This window comes from Kitasatospora sp. NPDC030952, assembly GCF_055571335.1.
In genome coordinates this window covers 157,474-178,155 of sequence record NZ_JBVIFM010000015.1, presented here as the reverse complement: position 1 = coordinate 178,155, position 20,682 = coordinate 157,474, and the positions used below count along the sequence as shown (strand labels likewise).

Here is a 20,682-nt window from a genome sequence, read left to right as displayed (position 1 = left end):
GTGGAGGACGGGGCGGCAGGGCAGAACGGTCGACGCCCCGGTTCAGACGTCGCCGAACTCGCCGGAGCGGACGGCGGCGACGAACGACGACCAGGCCTCGGCCGGGAAGGCCAGGGCGGGGCCCTGGGGGTCCTTGGAGTCACGGACGGGGACGAGGTCAGGGAATCCGGGGGCCACCTCGACGCAGTCGCCCCCGTTCGGACCGCTGTAGCTGCTCTTGCGCCAGATCAACACGGGCAGCCCTTTCGGAGTGCTATGCCGGGAAGTCGCCCTCGCGGACGGCTGCTACGAATGCTTCCCAAGCGGCGGCCGGGAAGACCAAAGCCGGGCCCTGGGGGTCCTTGGAGTCACGGACCGGCACTTGGCTGAGGGGGCCGATCGCCACCTCGACGCATTGCCCCTGCTGCGCGCTGTAGGAGCTCTTTCGCCATGCGGCGCTGCGCAGGTCATCCATGATCAAAACCTTTCCGCACTTCTCGAATGAACTCGAGGCTCGCCGACCGGGACAACGCCTCGACCTGGAGGTGATCGTACTCACCAGCCCACTCGGCCAACGTCTCCGGATCGCGTTCGAGGAAGCCTCGTTTCTGCGTCTCTCCGTAGCCAACCATGGCCCTGTTCGGCGTAGTCAGCAACGTAATTGGATGCGCGAACGGCCTGAGTTCACCCAGCGAGAACGGACTGACCTGGAGAAGAACGCGGGGCCGAACCGCAAGGGCCTCCAGGTGCTCCAGTTGCTCGGCCATGACTGCACGGCTGCCGATGGACCGCCGCAAAGCCCCTTCGTCTATGACCGCATGGACGAGCGGAGCGGGATCACGGGCAAGAACGGTCTGCCTGTGGAGTAGCAGCTCCGTTCGCTCGTCGGCCTGCTGCTGCGTCGAGACGCCCCGACCGACAAGCGCCCCTTGATACGCCCGAATGTACGCGGGGGTCTGCAGGAGGCTCGGAACGATGTTGATCTCAAACAGTCGCATCGCCACCGCCTTCGACTCATCGCGGAGAAACTCCTCGAAGCCCTCGAACAGGATGCGCTGGCCTGACTTGCCCCACTCTGCCAGAAACTGCTCACTCAACCCGAATGCTCTGTCAAGTTCAGTTGCGATACGGCGAGTTGCCCTCCTGCGACCATTTTCCAGGGCCGAGATGTGCGACGACGTGCACCCGACCAGCTCTGCAAGGTGCTCCTGCGTCCAGCCCCGCTCCTCGCGCAACGTGCGGAGGAACGCTCCGAACTCGGCCGCCGGGGATGCCTGGGGGTCAAGGTCCCTCTTGTTCAAGGCTATTCGTCCCACCTATCAAACAGTATGGACCAGTTGAACACCTCCAAAGTCTAGAGGACAGTGGACGCGCTGGGTAGCCGATTAGCTACGCACTGCAGCTTCGCCGTGACGCTCCGCCTCCCGCCCCCTCCGAGGTGCCCCCATGCCTGTCTCCTGCCGCCCCCGCACGTTCGCCGCTCGTCTCGACTCGCGGCCCGAGTCCACGCCCCTGGCCCGGCACTTGCTCCGGGCCTACCTCGCCGCCCTCCCCGCCGGTGACCGCTACCGCGATGTCGCCGAGCTGCTCCTCGGGGAGCTCTTCGCGAACGCCGTCCAGCACGCGGGCGCTCCCGACGACCGGCTGATCGAGGTGCGGTTCGCCGTCAGTGGGGAGCGCCTTCGTCTTGAGGTCCACGATGCCGGGGCCGGGCGGCCCTCCGTCCGTCGTTCCCGGCCGGACGAGGAGCGCGGGCGCGGGTTGTTTCTCGTCAACGAACTGGCTGAGCGCTGGGGTTGCTGCCCGCGCGCCGGTGGGATCGGCAAGTTCGTCTGGGCGCTGGTCGCGCCCGCCCCCGCCGTCATCCTCGTCTGAAAGCGCGCCTTCGATGCTGCCTGCCCTGCCCGACCTCGCCCGGCGCGCCCTCGACCGTGGCCACACCCCTGCCCAGGCCTACGCCCTGCTCGCCCGCAGCTCGGGCCGGCCCCTGCCCGCCGCCCGGGCCGTCTGCCTCGCGCTGTCCATCCCTCTGGCCGAGGCCACCATCCGGCTCAACGACTGCTTCGACGCGCTCCTGGCCGACCCCCGCCCCGGCTCCGAGGCCGACACCGGCGAACTCCTCGAAGCCCTCGGCGTCTTCGACGTCCCCAAGGCCCCGACCGCCACGGACCTGGCCGTCATCGAGCACTTCCTCACCGCCATCGACGCCCTCGGCGGCATCCGCGCGGGCCACCGGCACGGTCTCGCCCGCTGGTTCACCACCGGCAACCTCACCGCCGCCTACCTCTCCCTGGCCGCCGCCCGTCCCCTGCCCACCACCGGCGACCCGGCCCGGTACTGGTGCGCCCTGGTCGAGGCGGGCGAACTCCTGGCCGCCGAGCCCGGCCCCGACCCCCGCATCACGTACGCCCTCGCCGACTGCCGGGCCCGCGTGCCCCGCACCTGAAAGCCCACGCGCGCGCAGGAAGTCGAACCCGTCGACTTCCTGCGCGCGCGTGGGCCTTGCCGGGGCCGCTCCGGCGGGTGGTCAGGGGGTGGCGGTGAGGGCGGGCCAGAGGGTGTCGGCGGTGACGGTGCCCGCCAGGCGGGTGGCCCAGTGGGTCTCGTCGCCGTCCTCGTCGCGCCAGGACCACAGGCGGGTGGTGGCCAGGTGCAGCGGGCTCAGCGTGGTGATGCCGACGGCGCCGTGCAGTTGGTGGGCGATGCGGGCGATCTCGGCGGCCGAGGCGGAGGCCTGGGTCTTGGCGGCGGCGACGGCGAACCGGGCGGCGGCGCCGCCGGCGTCCAGCGGTGCGGCGGCGGCCTGGACGGTGGCGGTGACCAGGGCGGCCTCCTCGATCAGCTTCGCCTGCTCCTGCTTGACGGCCTGGAAGCGGCTGAGCGGGCGGCCGAACTGGGTGCGGGCGCCGGTGTGGGCGACGGTCAGTTCGACGCAGCGCCCGGCGGCTCCGGCGATCAGGGCGGCGCGGGCCAGGGCCGCCCGCAGCCCGGCCTCCTCCAGCAGTTCGCGGGGGATCCGGCGCACCCGCTCGGCGGGGATCTCGACCCCGGCGAGGTGCAGGTCGTCGCGTGGCTCCCCGGCCAGGTTGGCACCGGGGGCAAGGACGGCCCGGCCCGGATCGAGGGTGAACAGGACCGGGCCGAAGGGCGCGAGGGCCGCCACCACCACCGCTGCGGCCTCCCTGCCCCAGGGCACCCGGCGCAGGGTGCCGGTGACCAGCAGCGCGTCGTTCTGACCGACGCTGCCCGCCGAGCCGACCCCGCTGCCCGCCGCGCCGGCCGAGGGGTGGGCGTGGCGGATCGTCAGCTCGGGGGCGACGGCGTGGCTGAGCGGGCCGTCCGGGACGGGCAGCCCGGCCCGGCGCAGCAGCGGGCGGGCGACCAGGGCGGTCTCGGCGAACGGGGCCGGGACGGCCAGGCGGCCGGCTTCCCGGGCGGCGGCGAGGAGTTCGGCGGTGGCCGCCCCGGGGCCGGGCAGCGGCACGGCGTCCGGGGTGGTGGCGTTGGTGACCACGGCGATGGCGTCCGGGTCGGCGAAGAACGCGGCGGTGTCGTACGCGTCGGCGGTCACGACGGGGGTGGTGGTGTCGATCGTGTGGGTGTTCATCAGATACCTCCGTGGATACCCCCGGCTTCAGCCGGGGGAGGAAACGGATTGCCCGTGCAGCGGGACAAGGAGTGCCGAGTCGCCGCCAAGGCGGACCGGCATGGCACCGGGCGGAGGCCGGCACCGCCGGGCCGGCGGGATGTCAGGTCTGTGGAGCCGGCGTGAGTCCGCTGGGCGTACCAACGTCCCTTGCCGTTGATCCGGGGCAGCGCTGTCGTCGAAGCGGAAGGCTCGACCCGCAAGGGAAGGATCCCCCTGCTTCAGCTGGGGGAGATGTCAACGCTGCTGCTCCAGTCCACGAGTGATGATGCCGCGAAGGATTTCGTTGGTGCCGCCGCGCAGGGTGTAGCCGGGGCTGTGCAGCAGGGCGAAGGCGAGCAGTTCGGCGTGGCTGCCGGGGGTGGCGTGCGGGTCGGCCGGGGTCGGCAGGACGGCGCGCACGGTGTCGACCAGGGTGGTCTCCAGGCGGGTGCCGAGGTCCTTGACCAGGGCGGCCTGGGTGTCGGGCGAGGCCCCGGCGTCCAGTGCGGCGGCCACGCCGAGGGAGAGCCGGCGGATGCCGTGCAGGCGGGCGGTCAGCAGGCCGACCTGGGCGAGCTGCCCGGCGGTGGCGGTGCGCCGGGAGAGCTCGCGCAGCAGGGACACCAGCAGGGGGAAGGTGGACAGGTAGCGCTCCGGCCCGCTGCGTTCGAAGGCGAGTTCGCCGGTGACCTGCTTCCAGCCGTCGCCCCGTCGCCCCAGGAGCATGCCGTCGGGGACGTGGACGTCCTCCAGGTGGAAGGCGTTGAAGCGGTGTTCGCCGCTCATCAGGTGGATCGGCTCGATCCGCACCCCCGGGGCCCGCAGGTCGACGATGAACTGGCTCAGTCCCTGGTGCCGGTCCTCGGCGTCGTCGGTGCGGGCCAGCACGATGGCGTAGTCGTTGGCGTGGGCGCCACCGGTCCACATCTTGGTGCCGCTCAGCCGCCAGCCGTCGGCGGCGCGTTCGGCCCGGGTGCGGACCGAGGCCAGGTCGGAGCCGCTGCTCTTCTCGCTCATGCCGATGGAGAAGAAGCACTCGCCGGCCGCGATCCGGGGCAGGAAGAAGCGGCGCTGCTCCTCGGTGCCGTGCTGGAGGACGGACGGGCCGGCCTGCCGGTCGGAGACCCAGTGCGCGCTCACCGGGGCGCCGGCGGCGAGGAGTTCCTCGATCACCACGTAGCGCTCCAGGAAGCCGCGCCCGGCGCCGCCGTACTCGGCGGGAAGGGCCATGCCGACCCAGCCGCGGGCGGCCAGGCGGCGGGTGAAGTCCGGGTCCCAGCCGGCCAGCCAGGAGTCGGGGCGGCCCAGTACGGTGCCGCGCCCGCGCTCCTCGTCGAGGAAGGCGCGCACCTCGGTGCGCAGCCGGCGGGCCGATGCGGGCAGGGCGGTGTCGGGGAATCCGAGCGGGGACGGCGTTGCCGTGGTCATGGGTGGCTCCCAAAGCGGTGGGTGAGAATCTGGGGCGGGGCGGGGCGGGGCGGTCAGGGCAGCAGGGCCGGGGTGGTCCGGTCGGGGCAGCAGGGCGGGGGTGGTCCGGTCAGGGCAGCAGGGCCGGGGCGTCGTCCGGTGAGTGCAGCAGGGCCGGGTCGAAGCCGGCCTCCCGGAGGACCTCGTCGGTGTGCTGGCCGATGGCCGGGCAGGGCCGCAGCGGCGGTTCGGGGTCGGCCGAGTAGCGCACCGGGCGGCCGATCACCCGGTAGCGGCCCTCGGTGGGGTGGTCGGCCTCGCGCAGCAGGCCGCCCTCGCGGGCGTAGGCGGTGGTGGCGGCGGACTCCAGGTCGAGGACCGGGGCGGCGGCGATGCCCGCGCGGTCGCAGAACTCCTGCCACCGGGCGCTGGTGTGGCGCGGTGTCAGCTGCGCCATCACCCGGTAGAAGTCGTCGGCGTTGCGGGCCCGGTCGGGGCCGGTGGCCAGGCGCGGGTCGTCGGCCAGTTCGGGGCGGCCGGCGAAGGCGGTGAAGTCCCGCCAGTTGCGGTCGCTCTGCGGCAGGATGCACATCCAGCCGTCGGCGGTGCGCTGGGCGCGGCGCTGCGGGCTGAGCGAGCGGGGCGAGCCGAAGGCGCCGTCGGGCTCCAGGGCGGCCGCGCCCAGGTGTTCCACCAGGTTGAAGGCCAGCATGGTGTCGACCATCGGGACCTCGATGTGCTGACCGGTGCCGCCGTGCTGCCGGTAGTGCAGCGCGGCCAGCACCGACTGGGCGATCTGCATGCCGCAGATCTTGTCGGCCAGCACGGTGGGGACGTAGTGCGGCTGCCCGGACACCTGGTGGTTGAGCCAGACCAGGCCGCTGGCGGCCTGGACGATGTCGTCGTAGGCGGCCTGGGTGCCGTGATCGCTGTCGCTGCGGAAGCCCTGGGCGTTGGCGTAGACCAGGCCGGGGTTGGCGGGTGCGAGCGCGGCGTAGTCCAGGCGGAGCCGGGACAGGGCCTGCGGGCGCAGGTTGGTGATGAAGACGTCCGCGGTGGACAGCAGGGCGAGCAGCGCCTCGCGGCCGTGCGGGGCCTTGAGGTCGATGGCGACGCTGCGCTTGTTGCGGTTCAGGTTGAGCGCCGCGCCGCCCATGCCGGGGTGGCGCAGCGGCGGGTAGTGGCGCGTCATGTCACCGGTGGGCGGCTCGACCTTGATGACGTCGGCGCCCAGGTCGCCGAGTTGTTGGGCGGCGTACGGGGCCATGATCACACTCGCCAGTTCGACGACGCGCACCCCGGCGAGGAGTCCTCGCCCGGACGGGCCGCTGGGCTGATCGGTCATCGGATGCCTCCTGGGGTCGGGGTGAGGGGGAGGGGCGGGCGGCGGTGCCGCGCCGTCTCGTTCCGCAATCCAGGAAACCCGGCGGAATTCGGCGCCGTCCAATACGAGTTGGGCACCGGATCGATAGGGCGCAGGATATTCACGCGGCGCGGGCTGGGCTCATATGGGCGGGGATATCGGTGCTTCGGGAAACGGGTATTGGACGCTGCCGGGCCGGTTCGGCTGTGCTGGTGGAGGCCGCCCGGACGGGCCGGCCGCCGCGCAGGACGCGGCTCGTCTCCGGGAGGAGAGTCGGACGATGGCAGAGGGACGGGAACACCCGGCCGGCGCGGCGTACGGGGCCCTGGCGGGCCTGTACCGCGAGTTGGGGATCACGGCGGCACACGCCGGCGGCGCCGTGGTGATCGAGGGGGCCGACCCGGTGACGCCGTCGGTGCACCGGATCGGCGACGCCGCGGCGGCAGCGCTGGCCGCGCTCGGCACCGAGGCCGCGGCGCTGTTCCGGGAGCGCGGCGGCGCGGCGCAGGACGTGAGCGTCTCGGTGCCGGCGGCGGTGCGCCAGCTGATGGCGGTGTTCCACACCAGGATGCGGGGCGTGCCGGTCGAGCGGCTGCAGGAGGACCCCAACCTGCTCGGCAACAGCGACTTCTACCGGGCCGCCGACGGCAGGTTCGTCTACGTTCTGTTCTCCTATCCGCAATTGCGGGACATCGCCTGCGACGTACTGGACTGCCCGCCGGACCGGGCGCGGATCGCCGCCGCCGTCGCCCGGTGGCAGGCGCTGGAACTGGAGGAGGCGATCTGCTCCCGGGGCGGCACCGCGATCGCGGTGCGCACCCGGCAGGAGTGGCTGCGCCACCCGCAGGGGCGGCTGCTTCAGGACGGGCCGCTGATCCGGATCGAGAAGGTCGGCGAGAGCGCGCCGGAGCCCTTCACGGCGCTGCCGGCGCCTTTCCCGGCGCGCCCGGCGTCGGGGGCGGACCTGCCGCTGGCCGGGGTGCGGGTGCTGGACAACACCCATGTGATCGCCGGCCCGATCGCCGCGCGGATCACCGCCGAACTGGGCGCCGACGTGCTGCACGTGTCCACGCCCGGCCACCCGGACCCGGTCGGGATGATCGTCGAGACCGGGATCGGCAAGCGGGCCGCGTTCTGCGACCTGCTCGACCCGGCCCAGGCCGACGCCTTCCGCTCCGTGCTGGCCGGCACCGACCTCTACGTCTGCAACTACCTGGGCCTGGACGCCAAGGGCTTCGGCCCGGAGGCACTGGTCGAGCAGCGGCCCGGACTGGTCGTGCTGGACTTCCTCGGCTGGGGCGGCGAGGGGCCGTGGGCCGGACGCGGCGGCTTCGACCAACTGGCCTCCGCCGCGACGGGCTTCGCTGCCGCCGAGGGCTCCTTCGACGCGCCCCGGCTGCCGCCGACCTACCTGCTGAACGACTACCTCGCCGCGGTGCTGGGCACCGCCGGCGCCCTGGAGGCACTGCGCCGCCGGGCCCGGGAGGGCGGCAGCTGGCGGGTGCACGTCGACCTGGCGAAGGTCTGCATGTGGGTGCGGGACCTCGGTCTGCTCCCGCGCGCGGACGTGGTCGAACTGCCCGCCCCCGACCCCGCCCAGGACGCGGCCGAACTGGCCACCGTGTACGGGCCGTTCGGCGAGGTGTGCTACCTGCCGACCCAGGTGCGCTACTCCTCGCTGGCGCCGCGCCTGTCCCGCACCGCGGAACCGCTGGGAGCCTCACCGCTCAGCTGGTGAGCGCCGCGCCGCCCGCGACGGCGCCGCCCGCGTCGGTGCCGTCCGCGTCGGTGCCGTCCGTGTCGGTGCCGCTCGTGTCGCCGCCGTCCGTGTCGGTGCCGTCCGTGTCGGTGCCGCCCGTGTCGGTGCCGGCCCGCTCCTGGGGGTGCGACGGCCTTGGGCCCTCGATCTCGGGGCGGTGGCGCTCCAGCAGGTCCAGCAGGGACGCGACGGCCGGGTCGGCGTCCGGCCGGCTCAGCGCCGCGACCGTGGTCACCAGCCGCTCGCCGCCCTCGATCGCCACGAACCGGATCCTCGGGTGGCCGAGCGTGGCGAGCCGCTCCGGGACGAAGCAGACGCACACCCCGGCCGCGGTGTAGCCGAGCATGCCGGTCAGGTCCTCGGCCTGGGCGCGGACGCGCAGTTCGAAGCCGGCCTCCCGGCAGGCGTCCTCGATCAGCGCGCGGATGCGGGGCATGGCCGGCTGCGCGGCGGTCACGAACTCCTCCTCGCGCAGCCGCACCAGCGGCACCGAGCCGGCCCCGGCGAGCGGATGGCCGGACGGGACCGCCAGCACGGTGTGTTCCCGCGCCGCCTCCCGCACCCGAAGGCCGGCGAGGTCCGGGACCGGCAGCCGCACCAGGGCCAGGTCCATCGCCCCCTGCCGGACCTGCTCGGCCAGTTCGCCCGACGCCCGCTGCCGGACCTCCAGCCGCAGGCCCGGCAGCTCCCGGGCAGCCACCGCCAGCAGTTGGGGCAGGTGCCAGTGCCCCAGACTGCTCACGTAGCCGACCCGCACCGTCCCCTCCACGCCCCGCGATATCCGGCGGGCCCGGGCCACGGCCGCCTCCTGCGCCTCCAGCAGCCGCCTGGCGTCGGCGGCGAAGGCCACCCCGGCCGCCGTCAGCCGCACGCCCCTGCCGGTGCGTTCCAGCAGCAGCACCCCCAGGCCGCGCTCCAGGCGCTGGATCGCCTGGCTGAGCGGTGGCTGACTCATCGACAGCCGACGGGCGGCGTGGCCGAAGTGCTGCTCCTCGGCGAGCACCACGAACTGTTCCAGCAGGCGCGGGGTCAATTCCATGATCGTCAACCCTAGACCCTGTCCGGCCCGGACGAGGGCCCCGGTCGTACCTGGACGAGGGCCCCGGTCGTGCCCGGACGAGGGCGCCGGTCGTGCCTGGACGAGGGCCCCGGTCGTGCTCGTGGGCGGCCAGTGGATCACTGACCGCCCACGACCGTCGCCAGCCCCCGGCTACCTGCGCCCGGCGCCGGCCCGGGTGCGGCGGGTGACGGAGTCCAGGACGACGGCGGCCAGCAGCACCGCGCCGGTGATCATGTACTGGATGGCCTGGGCGGCGTGCACCATGTCCAGGCCGGTGGTGATGGACTGGATGACCAGGATGCCCAGCAGCGCGGACCAGGCGTTGCCGCGCCCGCCGAAGAGGCTGGTGCCGCCGATGACAGCGGCGGCGATGGCCATCATCAGCACGTTGCCGCCGCCCAGTTGCTTGTCCGCCGAGCCCTGCTGGGAGGCGTAGAACAGGCCGCCGAGGCCGGCCAGCAGCGCGGAGAGCAGGAACACCGACACCCGTACCCGGGCGACGTTGACGCCGGCGCGCCGGGCGGCCTCCACGCTGCCGCCGACCGCGAAGACCTGCCGCCCGTAGCGGGTGCGGCGCAGCACGAAGTCGGTGGCGACGACGGCGCCGAGCAGCACGACCAGGGACAGCGGCAGCCCGCGGTCCTGGTTGAGGGCGTACGCGGCGGCCAGGCCCAGCACGGCCAGGGCGCCGGTGCGCAGGGCGGTGTCGGCGAGCGGGCGGGCGGCCAGGCCCGCGGCGGAGCGGCGGCGGGCGGTGCTCAGCTGGGCCAGCAGGTAGAGGGCGGGGGCGAGGATCGCCAGGCCCCAGGCGTAGGCGATGTCGCCGTCGCCGAGGAAGGTGGAGTCCAGGCCGGCGATGATGCCGTCGTGGCGGTTGTTGACGGTGCCGCCGTCGCCCAGGACCCATTCCTGCAGGCCGCTCCAGGCGAGCATGCCGGCCAGGGTGACGACGAAGGCGGGCACCCCGATGCGGGCGAACAGCAGGCCGTGCAGCACGCCCATCACGCAGGCCGCGCCCAGGGCCGCCACGATGGCCAGCCACTCGGGCCAGCCCTGGCGCACCGCGAGCACCGCGGCGATCGCCGAGGTGGCGCCGGCCACCGAGCCGAGCGAGAGGTCGATCTCGCCGAGGATGAGGACGAAGACGACGCCCACCGCGATCAGGCCGGGCCCGGCGATGAAGCGGGTGATGTTGGTGAGGTTGTCGGCCTGGAGGAAGTGGTGGGTGACGGACTGGAAGACGATCGCGATGACGACGAGTCCGACGACCACGGGAAGCGCGCCCAGTTCGCCGGAGGCCAGCCGGCGCCGGGCGGCGTCGGCGCGCCCGGCCCAGGTCGCGGCGGGCACGTGCAGACGGGGGTCGGTGGCGGGGGTGCTCATGCGGCGTCCTCCTCCTCGGCGCGGCGGGCCCGGCGGCGGGCGTGGGCGTTGTCGTCGGCGCCGGTGATGGCGGCGACGATCTGTTCCTGGGTGGTGCCGGCGACGGGGAACAGTCCGTTGTTGCGGCCCAGGCGCAGCACCGCGACGGTGTCGGCCACGGCCCGCACGTCGGCCATGTTGTGGCTGACCAGGATGACGCCGAGGCCGCGTTCGCGCAGCCGCTCCACCAGGTCCAGGACCTGGGCGGTCTGTTCGACGCCCAGGGCCGCGGTGGGCTCGTCCAGCAGCACCACGGACGGCTCGCCGACCAGGGCGCGGGCGATGGCCACCACCTGGCGCTGGCCGCCGGACAGGGCGGCGACGGGGGCGCGCACGTCCGGGATGCGGATGGCCAGGGTGTCCAGCAGCTCGCGGGCGTGCTGCTCCATGGCGACTTCGTCGAGCAGGGTGCGGCGGCGTTTCTCGCGGCCGAGGAAGAGGTTGGCGATGACGTCGAGGTTGTCGCACAGGGCGAGGTCCTGGTAGACGGTGGCGATGCCGAGCGCGGTGGCGTCCTGCGGGCGGGCCAGCCGTACGGGCTTGTCGTGCCAGGTGATGGTGCCCTCGTCGACGGGGTGGACGCCGGCGATGGTCTTGACGAGGGTGGACTTGCCGGCGCCGTTGTCGCCGACGAGGGCGAGGACCTCGCCCGGGTGGACGGCGAGGTCGACGTCGGTGAGGGCCTGGACGGCGCCGAAGCGCTTGGAGACCGAGCGCAGCTGGAGGACGGGCGCGCCTGTCACGTGAACCACCTTGATCCTTGGGTGACTTGACGGGCTACTTGAGGCCGGCGGCGGTGCAGGCGGCGGCGTAGTCGGCGGTGCAGATGTCGGAGACCTTGTAGAGGCCGTCGGCGACCACCGTCTGGGCGATGTTCGCCTTGGTGACGACCTTGGCGTCCAGCAGCTTGGCGGGGATGCTCTTGTCGGTGGCGCTGTCCACGGTGGTGGTGGCCACGGACTTGACGTCCTTGCCCTGGAGGAGGTCGACGGCCAGTTCGGCGGCGTTGTCGGCGAGCGGCTTGTAGGCCTTGTAGATGGTGTAGGCCTGGTCGCCGTTGACGACGCGCTGGACGGCGTCCAGGCCGGCGTCCTGGCCGCCGACGGGCACCTTGATGCCGGAGCCCTGGAGCTGGGTGATGATGGCGCCGGCCATGCCGTCGTTGGCGGAGTAGACGCCCTGGAAGCCGTTCTTGCCGAGTTCGGTGACGGCGGCGGCGACCTTCTGCCCGGCGACGGTGGGGTCCCACTGCCCGGACTGCTCGTAGACGACCTTCTTGATCTTGCCGTCGAGGACCTTGTGGGCGCCGGTCTTGAACTGGGCGGCGTTGGGGTCGGCCTCGTCCCCGTTGATCATGACGATGTTCGCGTCGGGCGCCTGCGGCCCGAGCGCGTCCAGCAGGGCCTGGCCCTGGAGCTCGCCGACCTTCTCGTTGTCGAAGGAGACGTAGGCGGAGACCGGGCCGGTGGCCAGGCGGTCGTAGGCGACGACCTTGACGCCCTTGGCGGCGGCCTCCTGTACCCAGCCCTGGGTGGACTTGGCGTTGTAGGCGTCCAGGATGATCACCTTGACGCCCTGGGTGAGGAGGGTGTCGAACTGCTGCTTCTGCTTGGCGGCGCTGCCCTCGGCGTTGTTGTAGAGCACCTTGCAACTCGCGCACAGGGACTTGACCTTGGCCTCGATGAAGGGCCGGTCGAAGGACTCGTAGCGTACGGAGGAGGCGTTCTCGGGCAGCAGTAGGCCTATGGAGGTGGTGTCGCCGGCGGCGGCGGAGTCCTTCTTGTCGCCGCCGGCCTTTCCGCAGGCGGCGGTCATGGAAAGGGCCAGCGCGAGGCCGGCGGTCGAGACGAGGGCGCGACGCAGTAGGGCGTTCATCTGTTGCCTCTCCCTGGGGACGCCGCGACGGTGCGGCGGGGGGTGGGGGGAGTTAAACCTGGCCGCGTACATGGCGTCAAGAAGTAAAACCAGACTCCGGGACTTCCGCTGCCATTCGTTACCTTCGTGAACGCTTTCCGCCCCGGCGGCGTGTTCACTTGCCAAAGTGGGCGCACCACGGTAAAAGCCCCGGCGCCGCCCGGGTGGGGCGGTGCCGGGGCGGGCTTCCTGCCGGGCCGGGCGCCGTGAGGCTGGGGGTGGAGGAGGGGCGGGAGAGGGGCGGGGCGCCCGCCGTTCCCCCGATGCGGCGGGCGCCCCGGCTCGTGCCGACTGCCCGTCAGGGGCGGTCGAGGGTGATGGAGTTGATCGGGCCCAGGTCGTAGAAGACGCCGTTCTGGGCCGCGATGTCGTACACGCAGTCCCCGCCGCCGTAGCTCTTGCACAGGTGGGCGTGGGCGCCGCCGGTCTGGTTGTTCAGCACCCAGTGGTTGCCGTACTGGCCGCTCAGGTTGTGGGCGCCGTAGGACCAGTACACCGCGCTCGGCGAGGAGGCGGGGTTCTGGTCCTGCGGGTAGACGCACACGGCGCCGGACGGGCAGCCCGCCCAGGACCCGTCGGCGGCACCGGCCGTGCCGATGCCCGCGGTGGTCAGCGCGGCCGCCGCGATCCCGACGGCGGCCAGGGCACGGGTGATCCTTCGCATGGGGTTCTCCCTCGCTGGTGGAACGGCCCCCACGTGGGGTCGGGGCCAGTGCTCGCCAGCCTAGGAACGCGCGGGCCGCAGCGGTCCCTGACATCCGACAGGGGCGCGCCGCCGCGCCCCGGGCGCCGGGATGCGGTACACGCCGCACCGCGAACGGCGCAGCCGCCGACCGGGGCGCCGGAGCGGGCGGCCCGACTACTCCGACGACCGGAAGTCCGACCCCGCGGCTTCGGCGTACGAGAGGAAGGCCGCCCCCGCGGAGGCGACATGCAGATCGACGACGACCTCCTCGCCCTCAGTGCGCCCGCGCTCCGAGATCGCCAGGCCGATCAGCGCCAAGTCACCGGCCTGGCCCCGCAGTTCGTACTGCTCACGGGTCTCCTCCCCGAGGTCGTCCTCGTCATCGCGCTCCCAGGCGTCCGCCGCGGCCTGGGCCAGGGCCCTGGGCAGCCGCACCGTCACACGGCCCACCTGGGCGTGGACGTGCTCCCCGATCGCCGCCAGCAGCTTCGATTCTTCCCGGTACAGGGCGTACCGCTCTTGATCCACCATGGAGCGAGGCTACGGGCCCCGCGGTCGCAGCACTAGCGGGTGGCGATTCCAGGGGTCAGGCGCAGGCGCTCCGGACGGGCCGGGGCGCGCAGGCGCTCGGCCGGCACCTGGTCGCGGCGGGCCTGCCAGGCGAGCAGCCGGGCCCGGTCCTGCTCGTCCCCGGCCTCGTCCGGGGCGGCGTCCGGGGCGCTCTCGCGCAGCAGCACCCGGGCCGGGCGCTCCTCGCCGCCGGGCAGCACGTCCAGCACCAGGAAGCGGGTGCCGGGCGGGAACACCACCTCGGGATCCCCGTCCTCGGCGATCACCGACGTGCGGCGCCCGGTCGCGGACCACACCAGGAACTCCACGTCCGTCCCCGGCACCACCTCCGCCTCGGACGTCCCCACCACCGGCGCGGGCTCCACCAGCAGCACACCGCGCGCGTACTGGCGCAGCACCTCCTCACCCGCCTCAGCGCCCAGCAGCACCGCGCCCCGGTGGTTGGGCAGCCGGCGCAGCCCGGACCCCAGGCAGGCCAGGTACGGGGCCAACGGCCCCTGGCCGGCGCCGGGTTGACGGGCGGCCTCGACCAACTCGGCGCGGGGCACCGGGATTCCGGTGTCGGCGTGGTGGAGGTAGACCGCCGCGAGGTCGTCCTTCAGATCGTCACGGGCCTGCGCGCGCAGCGCGGGCATCCGCAGCGCGGCCTGCTCGGCGCGGCCGGCGTAGCGGTGGAAGTACCCGCCCAGCAGGGCCCGGAACGCGGCCCGCTCGGCGGCCGTGGACACCCGCCCGGGAGCGGCGGCCACGGCGGATGGCACGAGGAGCCGGGGTGCGGCGGGGGCGGCGGGTGCGGCGGGTTCGGCTTCGGGTTCGGTCGGGGTGGGCTCGGGCGCCGGGGCGGGTTCGGGCTCGGGGGCCGGGGTGTCGGGGGCGTTGCCGCTCTCGGTCGGGGCCGCCGGTGCCGTCGCGGGGGCGATCGGAAAGGCGTGCGGGGTGGGGGAGTTGGGGTCGTCGGGGGTGCCGCTGCTCGCGATCGCGATCGTCGGTGCGGTGGCGGGGGCGGGTGGCTGCTCCGGGTCCGGGGCCTCGGTTGCCTCGGGGGCCTCGGGGGTGGCCTGCGGGGCCTGCGGGGCGGGGGAGTTGGGGATCGCGGTGGGTTGACGGCGGCCGGCCGGGGCGCCGGGCAGGAGCAGGCGTGGGGCCGGGGTGCCCGGGTCGGTGAGGGCGGCCAGCAGGTCGTCCAGGATGTCGAGCACCTCGGCGGGCGCCGTCCGGTCGGCCGAGCCCGCGATGAGGGTGGGCCGGTCCGGGTCGGGGTCGAGCAGTCGGGGGCCGCGGTCGCGTGGCGGCTCCTCGGGGCGCAGCCACAGTCCGGCGGGGACGGCCTCCAGACGCCAGCCCGCGACGGGTGCCTGGTGCAGCGCGGGGCCGCAGGCCGCGAAGCCGGCGGGCAGGGGGCGCCAGGCGGAGGCGATCACGCGGCCGAGTTCGGGGCAGGCGGTCAGTTCGGTCAGCCACGGTTCCCAGCCCGGGGCCGCGTCGGTGCCCGGGATGTGCGAGGACCAGCCGTTCGCGGTGTGCGTCGGCAGGCCGACGGCCGCCCGGACGTCGTGGCCCAGTCCGGCCGCCAACTCGGCGGCCAGGGCGACGAGTTCCGGGACGGCGGCCCAGGGCGCGCCGATCAGCAGGTCGGCCGGGGAGGCCCCGGGCCGGATCAGCCCGGCGGCGACCGCGGCGGCGGCGACCTCGGCGGCCGGGGGCAGCGGGGCGTCCGGGCGCCCGACCACCAGGACCGGGGTGCCGGGCGCCGCCGCGGCCCGCAGCAGCGGGGCCGGGGTGACGGCCGGGGCGGCGGTGGGCGCGCCGTGGAACCAGAAGCCGTGCGGCAGCACGGTCAGCCGGGGATCGGCCGCGGCCGGGGCAACGGGCGCGGGCGGGGCGGCGGGCGCCGGGACGGGCGCCGGCGAGGTAACGGGCCCGCCGGACCCAGCTGCTGACGCCGCCTCGGACACCGTCGGTACGGGGCGTGCCACCGCCGGGACCGGCACTCCCGCCGTGGCGGACACCGCGGATACCGCGGCCACATCGGGCACGGCGGCGGCCACGACCGGCACGCCCGCGGTCGCGGGCACGTTCGCCGGAGCCGCCCGCACCGCCTTCGCCCTGCCCGCCCCCGCGCCCGCTCCCGCTCCCGCGCCCGTCCCCGCTCCCGCTCCCGCTCCCGCTCCCGCTCCCGACCCCGCTCCCGTCCCCGTTCCCGGCAGCGGCCACACCGCGCCGAGCCGGCGGGTGCGCCCGTCCGGGGTGAACAGCCACCAGGAGGAGGGTTCGGTGTCGGTGGCCCCGCTGGTCAGCAGGGTGCCGTCCGGGCGCAGGGTGACCTGCCCGTCCGGGGCCACGATGCTGGTGGCGGCCAGTTCGGCGATCCGCTGGGCGGGCCGGCGCCCGGACTCCGGCGCGGCCGCGAGGCCGGTGGCGGCCAGGACCAGGGTGGCGGCGTTGCGGTCGGCGGCGGTGCGGGCCAGGTCGTCGAGCCGGCCGAGCAGGACGGGCTGGGCGTCGGCGGCCGCGGCCAGCACGGTGACGGTGCCGACCACGGGCGCGAGCGCGGCCAGCGCGTCGGTGAGCGCGGCGGGCAGCGCCGCCGGGTCCGGGCCGTGCGCGGAGCCCGGCGCGATGACGAAGTGCGGGCCGACCTCGTGCAGTTGTGCCGCGGGCACCGGAGCGGTGTCGGCCCCGGCGGTGCTGTCGGCGCGGCGGCGGCTCAGCCAGCGCCGTGCCCCGGTGGCCTCCTGGACGGTGCTCATCGGCCCGAACCTCCGTCTCCTTCAGCGCTGTTGCCGCCCCCACCGCTGCCGTCCGCTTCGTCCACCAGCGCGGTCTGCACCTGCACCGTGCGGCGCCGGGTGACGTGCAGGGCCCGCCCCGGGGGGAACACCCGCGGCTTGGTGTTGCCGAACAGGAAGCCCTCGCTGGGCGGGCAGGACAGCAGCACCGCCGGGGTGTTGACCTCCTCCAGCTTGCGCAGCAGCTGGTCGGAGGAGGCCCGCCCGATGCCGTTGGCGCTGCGCGCCACGATCAGGTGCAGGCCCAGTTCGGCGCCCTGCGCCAGGTAGTCCAGCAGCGGCGCGAACGGGTGGGCGGCCATGCCGCCGGGGGAGCCGGCGACCAGCTCGTAGTCGTCGACCAGGATGAACAGTTCGGGGCCCTCCCACCAGTCGCGCAGCCGCAGCCGCTCCGGCGGGATGTCCGGTCCGGGCAGCCGGTTGGCCATCGCCCGCGCCGCGCCGTCGACGATCTGGCGCAGCACGTCCACGGCGACCGCGTGCCCGAGCCGGTACTCCTGCGGCACCGCGCCCTGCAGCACCCGCCGGTAGTCCACCAGCATGATCCGCGCCTCGTCGGGCCGGTAGGCGGAGGTGATGCCCGCCGCGACGAGCTTCAGCAGGTTGGTCTTGCCCGCCTCGCTGTCACCGACCACCACCAGGTGCGGCGTCTCCTCGAAGTCGTGCCACAGCGGGGCCATCGAGACGTCCTGCAGGCCCAGCGGCACCCGCAGCCGGCCCTCGGGGGCGGGCAGCGCCGCCGCGGGCAGGTGCAGCGGCAGCATCCGCACCTCGGGGGCGCGCGGGCCCTGCCAGTGCTCGGCGACGGCGTCGACCAGGTCCGCGACGCCCTCGCCCAGGTCCTCGGTGGCGCCGTTGCCGTCCAGCCGGGGCAGCGCGGTCAGGAAGTGCAGTTCCTCACCGGTCAGGCCGCGGCCGGGGATCTTGGGCACCGTCGCCGCGATCCGCATCCCGATCGCGGAGTCCACCGGGTCGCCCAGCCGCAGTTCGAAGCGGGTGCCCAGCAGGTCGCGCAGCGCGCCGGTGACCTCGCCCCAGCGGGTGGTGCCCACGACCAGGTGGATGCCGTAGTTGAGGCCGCGCTGGGCGATCAGGGTCAGCGCCGGCGCCAGGTCCGCGAACTCCTGGCGCACGGTGTTCCAGCCGTCGACGACCAGGAACACGTCACCGTGGCTCTCCCCGGGCAGAGCCCCCTCGGCCAGCGCCCGCCGGAACGCCGCCACCGAGTCGATGCCCAGCTCGGCGAAGCTCTGCTCGCGCCGGGCCAGGATGGCGTTGACCTCCGCGACGGTGCGCACCACCCGCTCCGGGTCGTGCCGCCCGGTCACCCCGCCCACGTGCGGCAGGCCGCGCAGCGAGGAGAGCGTGCCGCCGCCGAAGTCCAGGCAGTAGAACTGCACCTCGAGCGGGGTGTGGGTGAGCGCCAGGGACGCCACCAGGGTCCGCAGCAGGGTGGACTTGCCGCTCTGCGGCCCGCCCGCGACACCCACGTGACCGCCCGCCCCCGACAGGTCGGCGCTCAGCAGGTCGCGCATCTGCTGGAACGGACGGTCCACCACGCCCACCGGCACCCGCAGGGTGCCCCGGGCGGGGTCGTCCTCGGTGGTCAGCCCGTACCCGGCCACCGGCGCCAGCGGCGGCAGCAGCTGGTCCAGGGTCGGCGGCACGCCCAGCGGCGGCAGCCACACCTGGTGGGCGGGCGGTCCGGCGTCGACGAGCCGCTCGGCCGCGATGGCCAGCAGGCTGCGGCTCTCCGCCACCTCCTCGGCCTCCGGCTCCGCCGCCACCGCGACGGGCTGACGCGGCGCCACGTACCCGGTGCCGTACACCGCGACCTGCCCCGCCGCCGTCTGCCGGCGCACCGCCGCCGGACGCGGCGCCCGGTAGGACCCGGAGACGTACGCCGCCTTGAACCGGGTCAGCGTCGCGATGTCGCTGCGCAGGAACCCGTTGCCCGGCTGCGACGGCAGGTGGTACGCGTCCGGGACCCCCAGCACGCCCCGGCTCTCCATCGCCGAGAACGTCCGCAGCCCGATCCGGTACGACAGGTGCGACTCCAGGGCGTGCATCCGCCCCTCGTCCAGGCGCTGCGAGGCCAGCAGCAGGTGCACCCCCAGCGACCGCCCCAGCCGGCCGATCATGATGAACAGGTCCATGAAGTCCCGGTGCGCGGCCAGCAGTTCGGAGAACTCGTCGACCACCACGAACAGCGTCGGCAGCGGCTCCAGCGCCGCCCCGCCGGCCCGGGCCGCCTCGTAGTCCAGCAGCGAGCTGTAGTTGCCCGCCGAACGCAGCAGCTCCTGACGGCGCACCAGCTCCCCGTGCAGCGCGTCGCGCATCCGGTCCACCAGCGCCGCCTCGTCGGCCAGGTTGGTGATCACCGCCGAGGTGTGCGGCAGCCGGTCCAGGCCCAGGAACGTCGCCCCGCCCTTGAAGTCCACCAGCACGAAGTTCAGCACCTCGGAGGAGTGGGTCAGCGCCAGCGCCATCACCAGCGTCCGCAGCAGCTCCGACTTGCCCGAGCCGGTCGCCCCGATCAGCATCCCGTGCGGCCCCATGCCGCCCTGCGCCGACTCCTTGATGTCCAGCTCCACCGGCGTGCCGTCCCCGGCGATCCCCAGCGGCACCCGCAGCCGGTCGCCGGCGCCGCGCCCGGCCCAGCCGTCCGCCACGTCGTGCCGGTGCAGATCACGGATGCCCAGCAGCGACACCAGGTCGAAGTCCCCGGCCAGCGGCTCCCCGGCCTCCGACTGGTCCCCGATCCGGTACGGCGCCAGCAGCCCGGCCAGCCGCCGCGCCGCCGGCAGCGACAGCGCGTCCGCCCGCCCCAGCTCGGTCACCTCGTCCCGGTGGTTGCGGTCCGCGCCGACCATCGCCAGCCGGCCCTCCTCGATCCGCAGCCGCAGCCGGTGGCGCAGCGGCTTCCACTCCAGCGCCCCGCCCAGGTCCAGCAGCACCGCGTTGCGCCACCCCGCCAGCGCCGCCCGGCTGCCCGCACCCACCGGCACACCGTCCAGCACGACCACCGTGAACGGCTCGTCCCGGCCCGGCTGCGCGTCCGGCTCCCACGGCCCGCGCCCCGCGAACTCCGCCCCCAGCACCTGCTCCAGCTCCGCCACCGACCCCGCCACCAGCCGCACCGGCCCCAGCGCGTCGGTGTCCACCGGGTGCAGCGCGTGCGGCAGCCACTTCGCCCACTCCCACCGCCCCCGCCGCTGCGCGTCGCACACCACCGCGATCCGCAGCTCGTCCGGCGCGTGGAACAGCGCCAGCTGCGCCAGCATCGCCCGCGCCAGCGCCCGCGCCGCCTCCCCGTCGCCCCCGCCGTTCCCGTCGCCCCCGCCGTTCCCGTCGCCCTCGCGCACCAGCACCTGGGCGTACCCGCGCACGTACACCGCGATCGGCTGGTCCGCGACCGTGCCGTAGGCGTGGATGAAGCGGCGCAACGCGTGCGCGCACAACGGCTCCAGGTCCTCCACCGGCTTGGTCGCCAGCGGCGCCAGCCGCACCGCCAGACGCTGGTGCCCCACCCCCACTCGCACGTCGCCGAAGTCCGGGTGCGCACTGCGCCGCTCCCACAACCGCGAGGTGCGCACCAGCGAGGCCAGCGACCCCGGCGCCGGATGCCGCCAGGCCAGCGCCTCCTGCTGACGCACGACGTGCCCGCGCACCTGACGGCGCATCTGCGCCAGGTAGCGCAGGTAGTCCCGCCGCTCGGCCCGCAACTCCCGCTTGCGGTCGCTGGAACCGCGGATCAGCGAGGTCACCAGCATGCCCACCGCCGACAGGCCCATCATGCCCATCGCCACGTACGTCATGACCCCGCCGCCGTCACCCGGGCGCAGGAACACGAACACCATCGACAGCGAGCTCAACGCCATCGGCGCCATCGTGATCATGCTCGACATGCCGCTCTGCGACTCCGGCAGGGCCGGCGGCTCCTGCAACTGGATCTCGCCGTCGGGCATCGCCGGCCCGGGGCGCCGCGGCGGACGGTCGACCAGCACCACACTCAACGAAAGCGCTCCTCGCACCAGGGGACGGCCGCGAAGAGCCCCGCCGTCCGGGGCGCCGTCCTTCAGGACGACGGGCCGCGGCGGGCACCG

The 20,682-nt window shown here is 74.5% G+C and carries 17 protein-coding genes; 3 read left to right on the top strand and 14 right to left on the bottom strand.

The genetic code is table 11. The features are described 5' to 3' along the window. Nucleotides 1-42: 42 nt before the first annotated feature. From ACZ47G_RS25310 to ACZ47G_RS25300, 3 genes are read right to left on the bottom strand one after another with little or no spacing between them, the layout of a single operon-like run. Nucleotides 43-234: a DUF397 domain-containing protein gene (locus ACZ47G_RS25310; protein ID WP_465746258.1), complete on the bottom strand. Its 192-nt coding sequence runs from the start codon at nucleotides 232-234 to the stop codon at nucleotides 43-45. A gap of 19 nt (nucleotides 235-253) precedes the next feature. Further along, complete coding sequence (locus tag ACZ47G_RS25305) at nucleotides 254-454, bottom strand: DUF397 domain-containing protein (protein WP_465746256.1); 201 nt, start codon at nucleotides 452-454, stop codon at nucleotides 254-256. After that, on the bottom strand, nucleotides 447-1,295 hold the full coding sequence (locus ACZ47G_RS25300; RefSeq protein WP_465746254.1) for a helix-turn-helix domain-containing protein: 849 nt from the start codon (nucleotides 1,293-1,295) through the stop codon (nucleotides 447-449). The genes ACZ47G_RS25305 and ACZ47G_RS25300 overlap by 8 nt, the downstream gene beginning before the upstream one ends. A 130-nt stretch (nucleotides 1,296-1,425) precedes the next feature. On the opposite strand from ACZ47G_RS25300, the gene ACZ47G_RS25295 reads away from it, so the two are divergent. Both ACZ47G_RS25295 and ACZ47G_RS25290 read left to right on the top strand, forming a co-directional pair. Further along, nucleotides 1,426-1,854 (top strand): ATP-binding protein, encoded by a 429-nt coding sequence (locus ACZ47G_RS25295; RefSeq protein WP_465746252.1) that lies wholly within the window; start codon nucleotides 1,426-1,428, stop codon nucleotides 1,852-1,854. A gap of 13 nt (nucleotides 1,855-1,867) precedes the next feature. Next, nucleotides 1,868-2,425, top strand: coding sequence for a hypothetical protein (locus ACZ47G_RS25290; RefSeq protein WP_465746250.1), 558 nt, complete (start codon nucleotides 1,868-1,870; stop codon nucleotides 2,423-2,425). An 81-nt stretch (nucleotides 2,426-2,506) separates the two neighbouring features. Here ACZ47G_RS25290 and ACZ47G_RS25285 read toward each other — a convergent pair whose 3' ends face one another. The 3 genes from ACZ47G_RS25285 to ACZ47G_RS25275 all read right to left on the bottom strand — a co-directional run bounded on the left by ACZ47G_RS25285 (nucleotide 2,507) and on the right by ACZ47G_RS25275 (nucleotide 6,359). Continuing rightward, a complete protein-coding gene (locus ACZ47G_RS25285; protein ID WP_465746248.1) occupies nucleotides 2,507-3,586 on the bottom strand; it encodes an acyl-CoA dehydrogenase family protein in 1,080 nt (359 codons plus the stop codon). A 276-nt stretch (nucleotides 3,587-3,862) separates the two neighbouring features. Beyond that, on the bottom strand, nucleotides 3,863-5,035 hold the full coding sequence (locus ACZ47G_RS25280; RefSeq protein ID WP_465746246.1) for an acyl-CoA dehydrogenase family protein: 1,173 nt from the start codon (nucleotides 5,033-5,035) through the stop codon (nucleotides 3,863-3,865). Between the two features lie 109 nt (nucleotides 5,036-5,144). Then, nucleotides 5,145-6,359 carry a CaiB/BaiF CoA transferase family protein gene (locus ACZ47G_RS25275; protein WP_465746245.1) on the bottom strand — a complete coding sequence of 405 codons (1,215 nt, stop codon included), beginning with the start codon at nucleotides 6,357-6,359 and terminating at the stop codon, nucleotides 5,145-5,147. A gap of 298 nt (nucleotides 6,360-6,657) precedes the next feature. Here ACZ47G_RS25275 and ACZ47G_RS25270 point away from each other — a divergent pair, with 298 nt between their 5' ends. Beyond that, complete coding sequence (locus ACZ47G_RS25270) at nucleotides 6,658-8,115, top strand: CoA transferase (protein ID WP_465746244.1); 1,458 nt, start codon at nucleotides 6,658-6,660, stop codon at nucleotides 8,113-8,115. Here ACZ47G_RS25270 and ACZ47G_RS25265 read toward each other — a convergent pair. The 8 genes from ACZ47G_RS25265 to eccCa all read right to left on the bottom strand — a co-directional run bounded on the left by ACZ47G_RS25265 (nucleotide 8,105) and on the right by eccCa (nucleotide 20,544). Then, nucleotides 8,105-9,175, bottom strand: a complete 1,071-nt coding sequence (locus ACZ47G_RS25265; RefSeq protein WP_465746243.1) for a LysR family transcriptional regulator — start codon at nucleotides 9,173-9,175, stop codon at nucleotides 8,105-8,107. The two genes, ACZ47G_RS25270 and ACZ47G_RS25265, sit on opposite strands and share 11 nt — an antisense overlap. Before the next feature lie 171 nt (nucleotides 9,176-9,346). After that, nucleotides 9,347-10,579 carry a sugar ABC transporter permease gene (locus ACZ47G_RS25260; protein WP_465746241.1) on the bottom strand — a complete coding sequence of 411 codons (1,233 nt, stop codon included), beginning with the start codon at nucleotides 10,577-10,579 and terminating at the stop codon, nucleotides 9,347-9,349. Further along, nucleotides 10,576-11,361, bottom strand: coding sequence for an ATP-binding cassette domain-containing protein (locus ACZ47G_RS25255; RefSeq protein WP_465746239.1), 786 nt, complete (start codon nucleotides 11,359-11,361; stop codon nucleotides 10,576-10,578). Before ACZ47G_RS25255 ends, ACZ47G_RS25260 begins: the two co-directional genes overlap by 4 nt. 34 nt (nucleotides 11,362-11,395) lie before the next feature. Continuing rightward, nucleotides 11,396-12,493, bottom strand: coding sequence for a sugar ABC transporter substrate-binding protein (locus ACZ47G_RS25250; RefSeq protein ID WP_465746237.1), 1,098 nt, complete (start codon nucleotides 12,491-12,493; stop codon nucleotides 11,396-11,398). A gap of 337 nt (nucleotides 12,494-12,830) precedes the next feature. Next, complete coding sequence (locus ACZ47G_RS25245) at nucleotides 12,831-13,196, bottom strand: hypothetical protein (RefSeq protein WP_380454169.1); 366 nt, start codon at nucleotides 13,194-13,196, stop codon at nucleotides 12,831-12,833. A gap of 195 nt (nucleotides 13,197-13,391) precedes the next feature. Then, the gene (locus tag ACZ47G_RS25240) at nucleotides 13,392-13,748 is read right to left on the bottom strand and encodes a hypothetical protein (protein WP_465746235.1); all 357 of its coding nucleotides are present in this window, start codon (nucleotides 13,746-13,748) and stop codon (nucleotides 13,392-13,394) included. 32 nt (nucleotides 13,749-13,780) lie between these two features. Next, nucleotides 13,781-16,537 (bottom strand): hypothetical protein, encoded by a 2,757-nt coding sequence (locus ACZ47G_RS25235; protein ID WP_465746233.1) that lies wholly within the window; start codon nucleotides 16,535-16,537, stop codon nucleotides 13,781-13,783. Then, nucleotides 16,534-20,544, bottom strand: a complete 4,011-nt coding sequence (gene eccCa, locus ACZ47G_RS25230; protein ID WP_465746366.1) for a type VII secretion protein EccCa — start codon at nucleotides 20,542-20,544, stop codon at nucleotides 16,534-16,536. Before eccCa ends, ACZ47G_RS25235 begins: the two co-directional genes overlap by 4 nt. Nucleotides 20,545-20,682 lie beyond the last annotated feature (138 nt).

Excerpts from the sequence above, each read along its gene's own strand:
- ACZ47G_RS25275 (WP_465746245.1), bottom strand. The coding sequence starts at position 6,359 with ATGACCGATCAGCCCAGCGGCCCGTCCGGGCGAGGACTCCTCGCCGGG.
- ACZ47G_RS25235 (WP_465746233.1), bottom strand. The coding sequence starts at position 16,537 with ATGAGCACCGTCCAGGAGGCCACCGGGGCACGGCGCTGGCTGAGCCGC.
- ACZ47G_RS25240 (WP_465746235.1), bottom strand. The coding sequence starts at position 13,748 with ATGGTGGATCAAGAGCGGTACGCCCTGTACCGGGAAGAATCGAAGCTG.
- ACZ47G_RS25280 (WP_465746246.1), bottom strand. The coding sequence starts at position 5,035 with ATGACCACGGCAACGCCGTCCCCGCTCGGATTCCCCGACACCGCCCTG.
- ACZ47G_RS25260 (WP_465746241.1), bottom strand. The coding sequence starts at position 10,579 with ATGAGCACCCCCGCCACCGACCCCCGTCTGCACGTGCCCGCCGCGACC.
- ACZ47G_RS25290 (WP_465746250.1), top strand. The coding sequence starts at position 1,868 with ATGCTGCCTGCCCTGCCCGACCTCGCCCGGCGCGCCCTCGACCGTGGC.
- ACZ47G_RS25270 (WP_465746244.1), top strand. The coding sequence starts at position 6,658 with ATGGCAGAGGGACGGGAACACCCGGCCGGCGCGGCGTACGGGGCCCTG.
- ACZ47G_RS25305 (WP_465746256.1), bottom strand. The coding sequence starts at position 454 with ATGGATGACCTGCGCAGCGCCGCATGGCGAAAGAGCTCCTACAGCGCG.
- ACZ47G_RS25285 (WP_465746248.1), bottom strand. The coding sequence starts at position 3,586 with ATGAACACCCACACGATCGACACCACCACCCCCGTCGTGACCGCCGAC.
- eccCa (WP_465746366.1), bottom strand. The coding sequence starts at position 20,544 with ATGCCCGACGGCGAGATCCAGTTGCAGGAGCCGCCGGCCCTGCCGGAG.
- ACZ47G_RS25295 (WP_465746252.1), top strand. The coding sequence starts at position 1,426 with ATGCCTGTCTCCTGCCGCCCCCGCACGTTCGCCGCTCGTCTCGACTCG.
- ACZ47G_RS25245 (WP_380454169.1), bottom strand. The coding sequence starts at position 13,196 with ATGCGAAGGATCACCCGTGCCCTGGCCGCCGTCGGGATCGCGGCGGCC.
- ACZ47G_RS25250 (WP_465746237.1), bottom strand. The coding sequence starts at position 12,493 with ATGAACGCCCTACTGCGTCGCGCCCTCGTCTCGACCGCCGGCCTCGCG.
- ACZ47G_RS25265 (WP_465746243.1), bottom strand. The coding sequence starts at position 9,175 with ATGGAATTGACCCCGCGCCTGCTGGAACAGTTCGTGGTGCTCGCCGAG.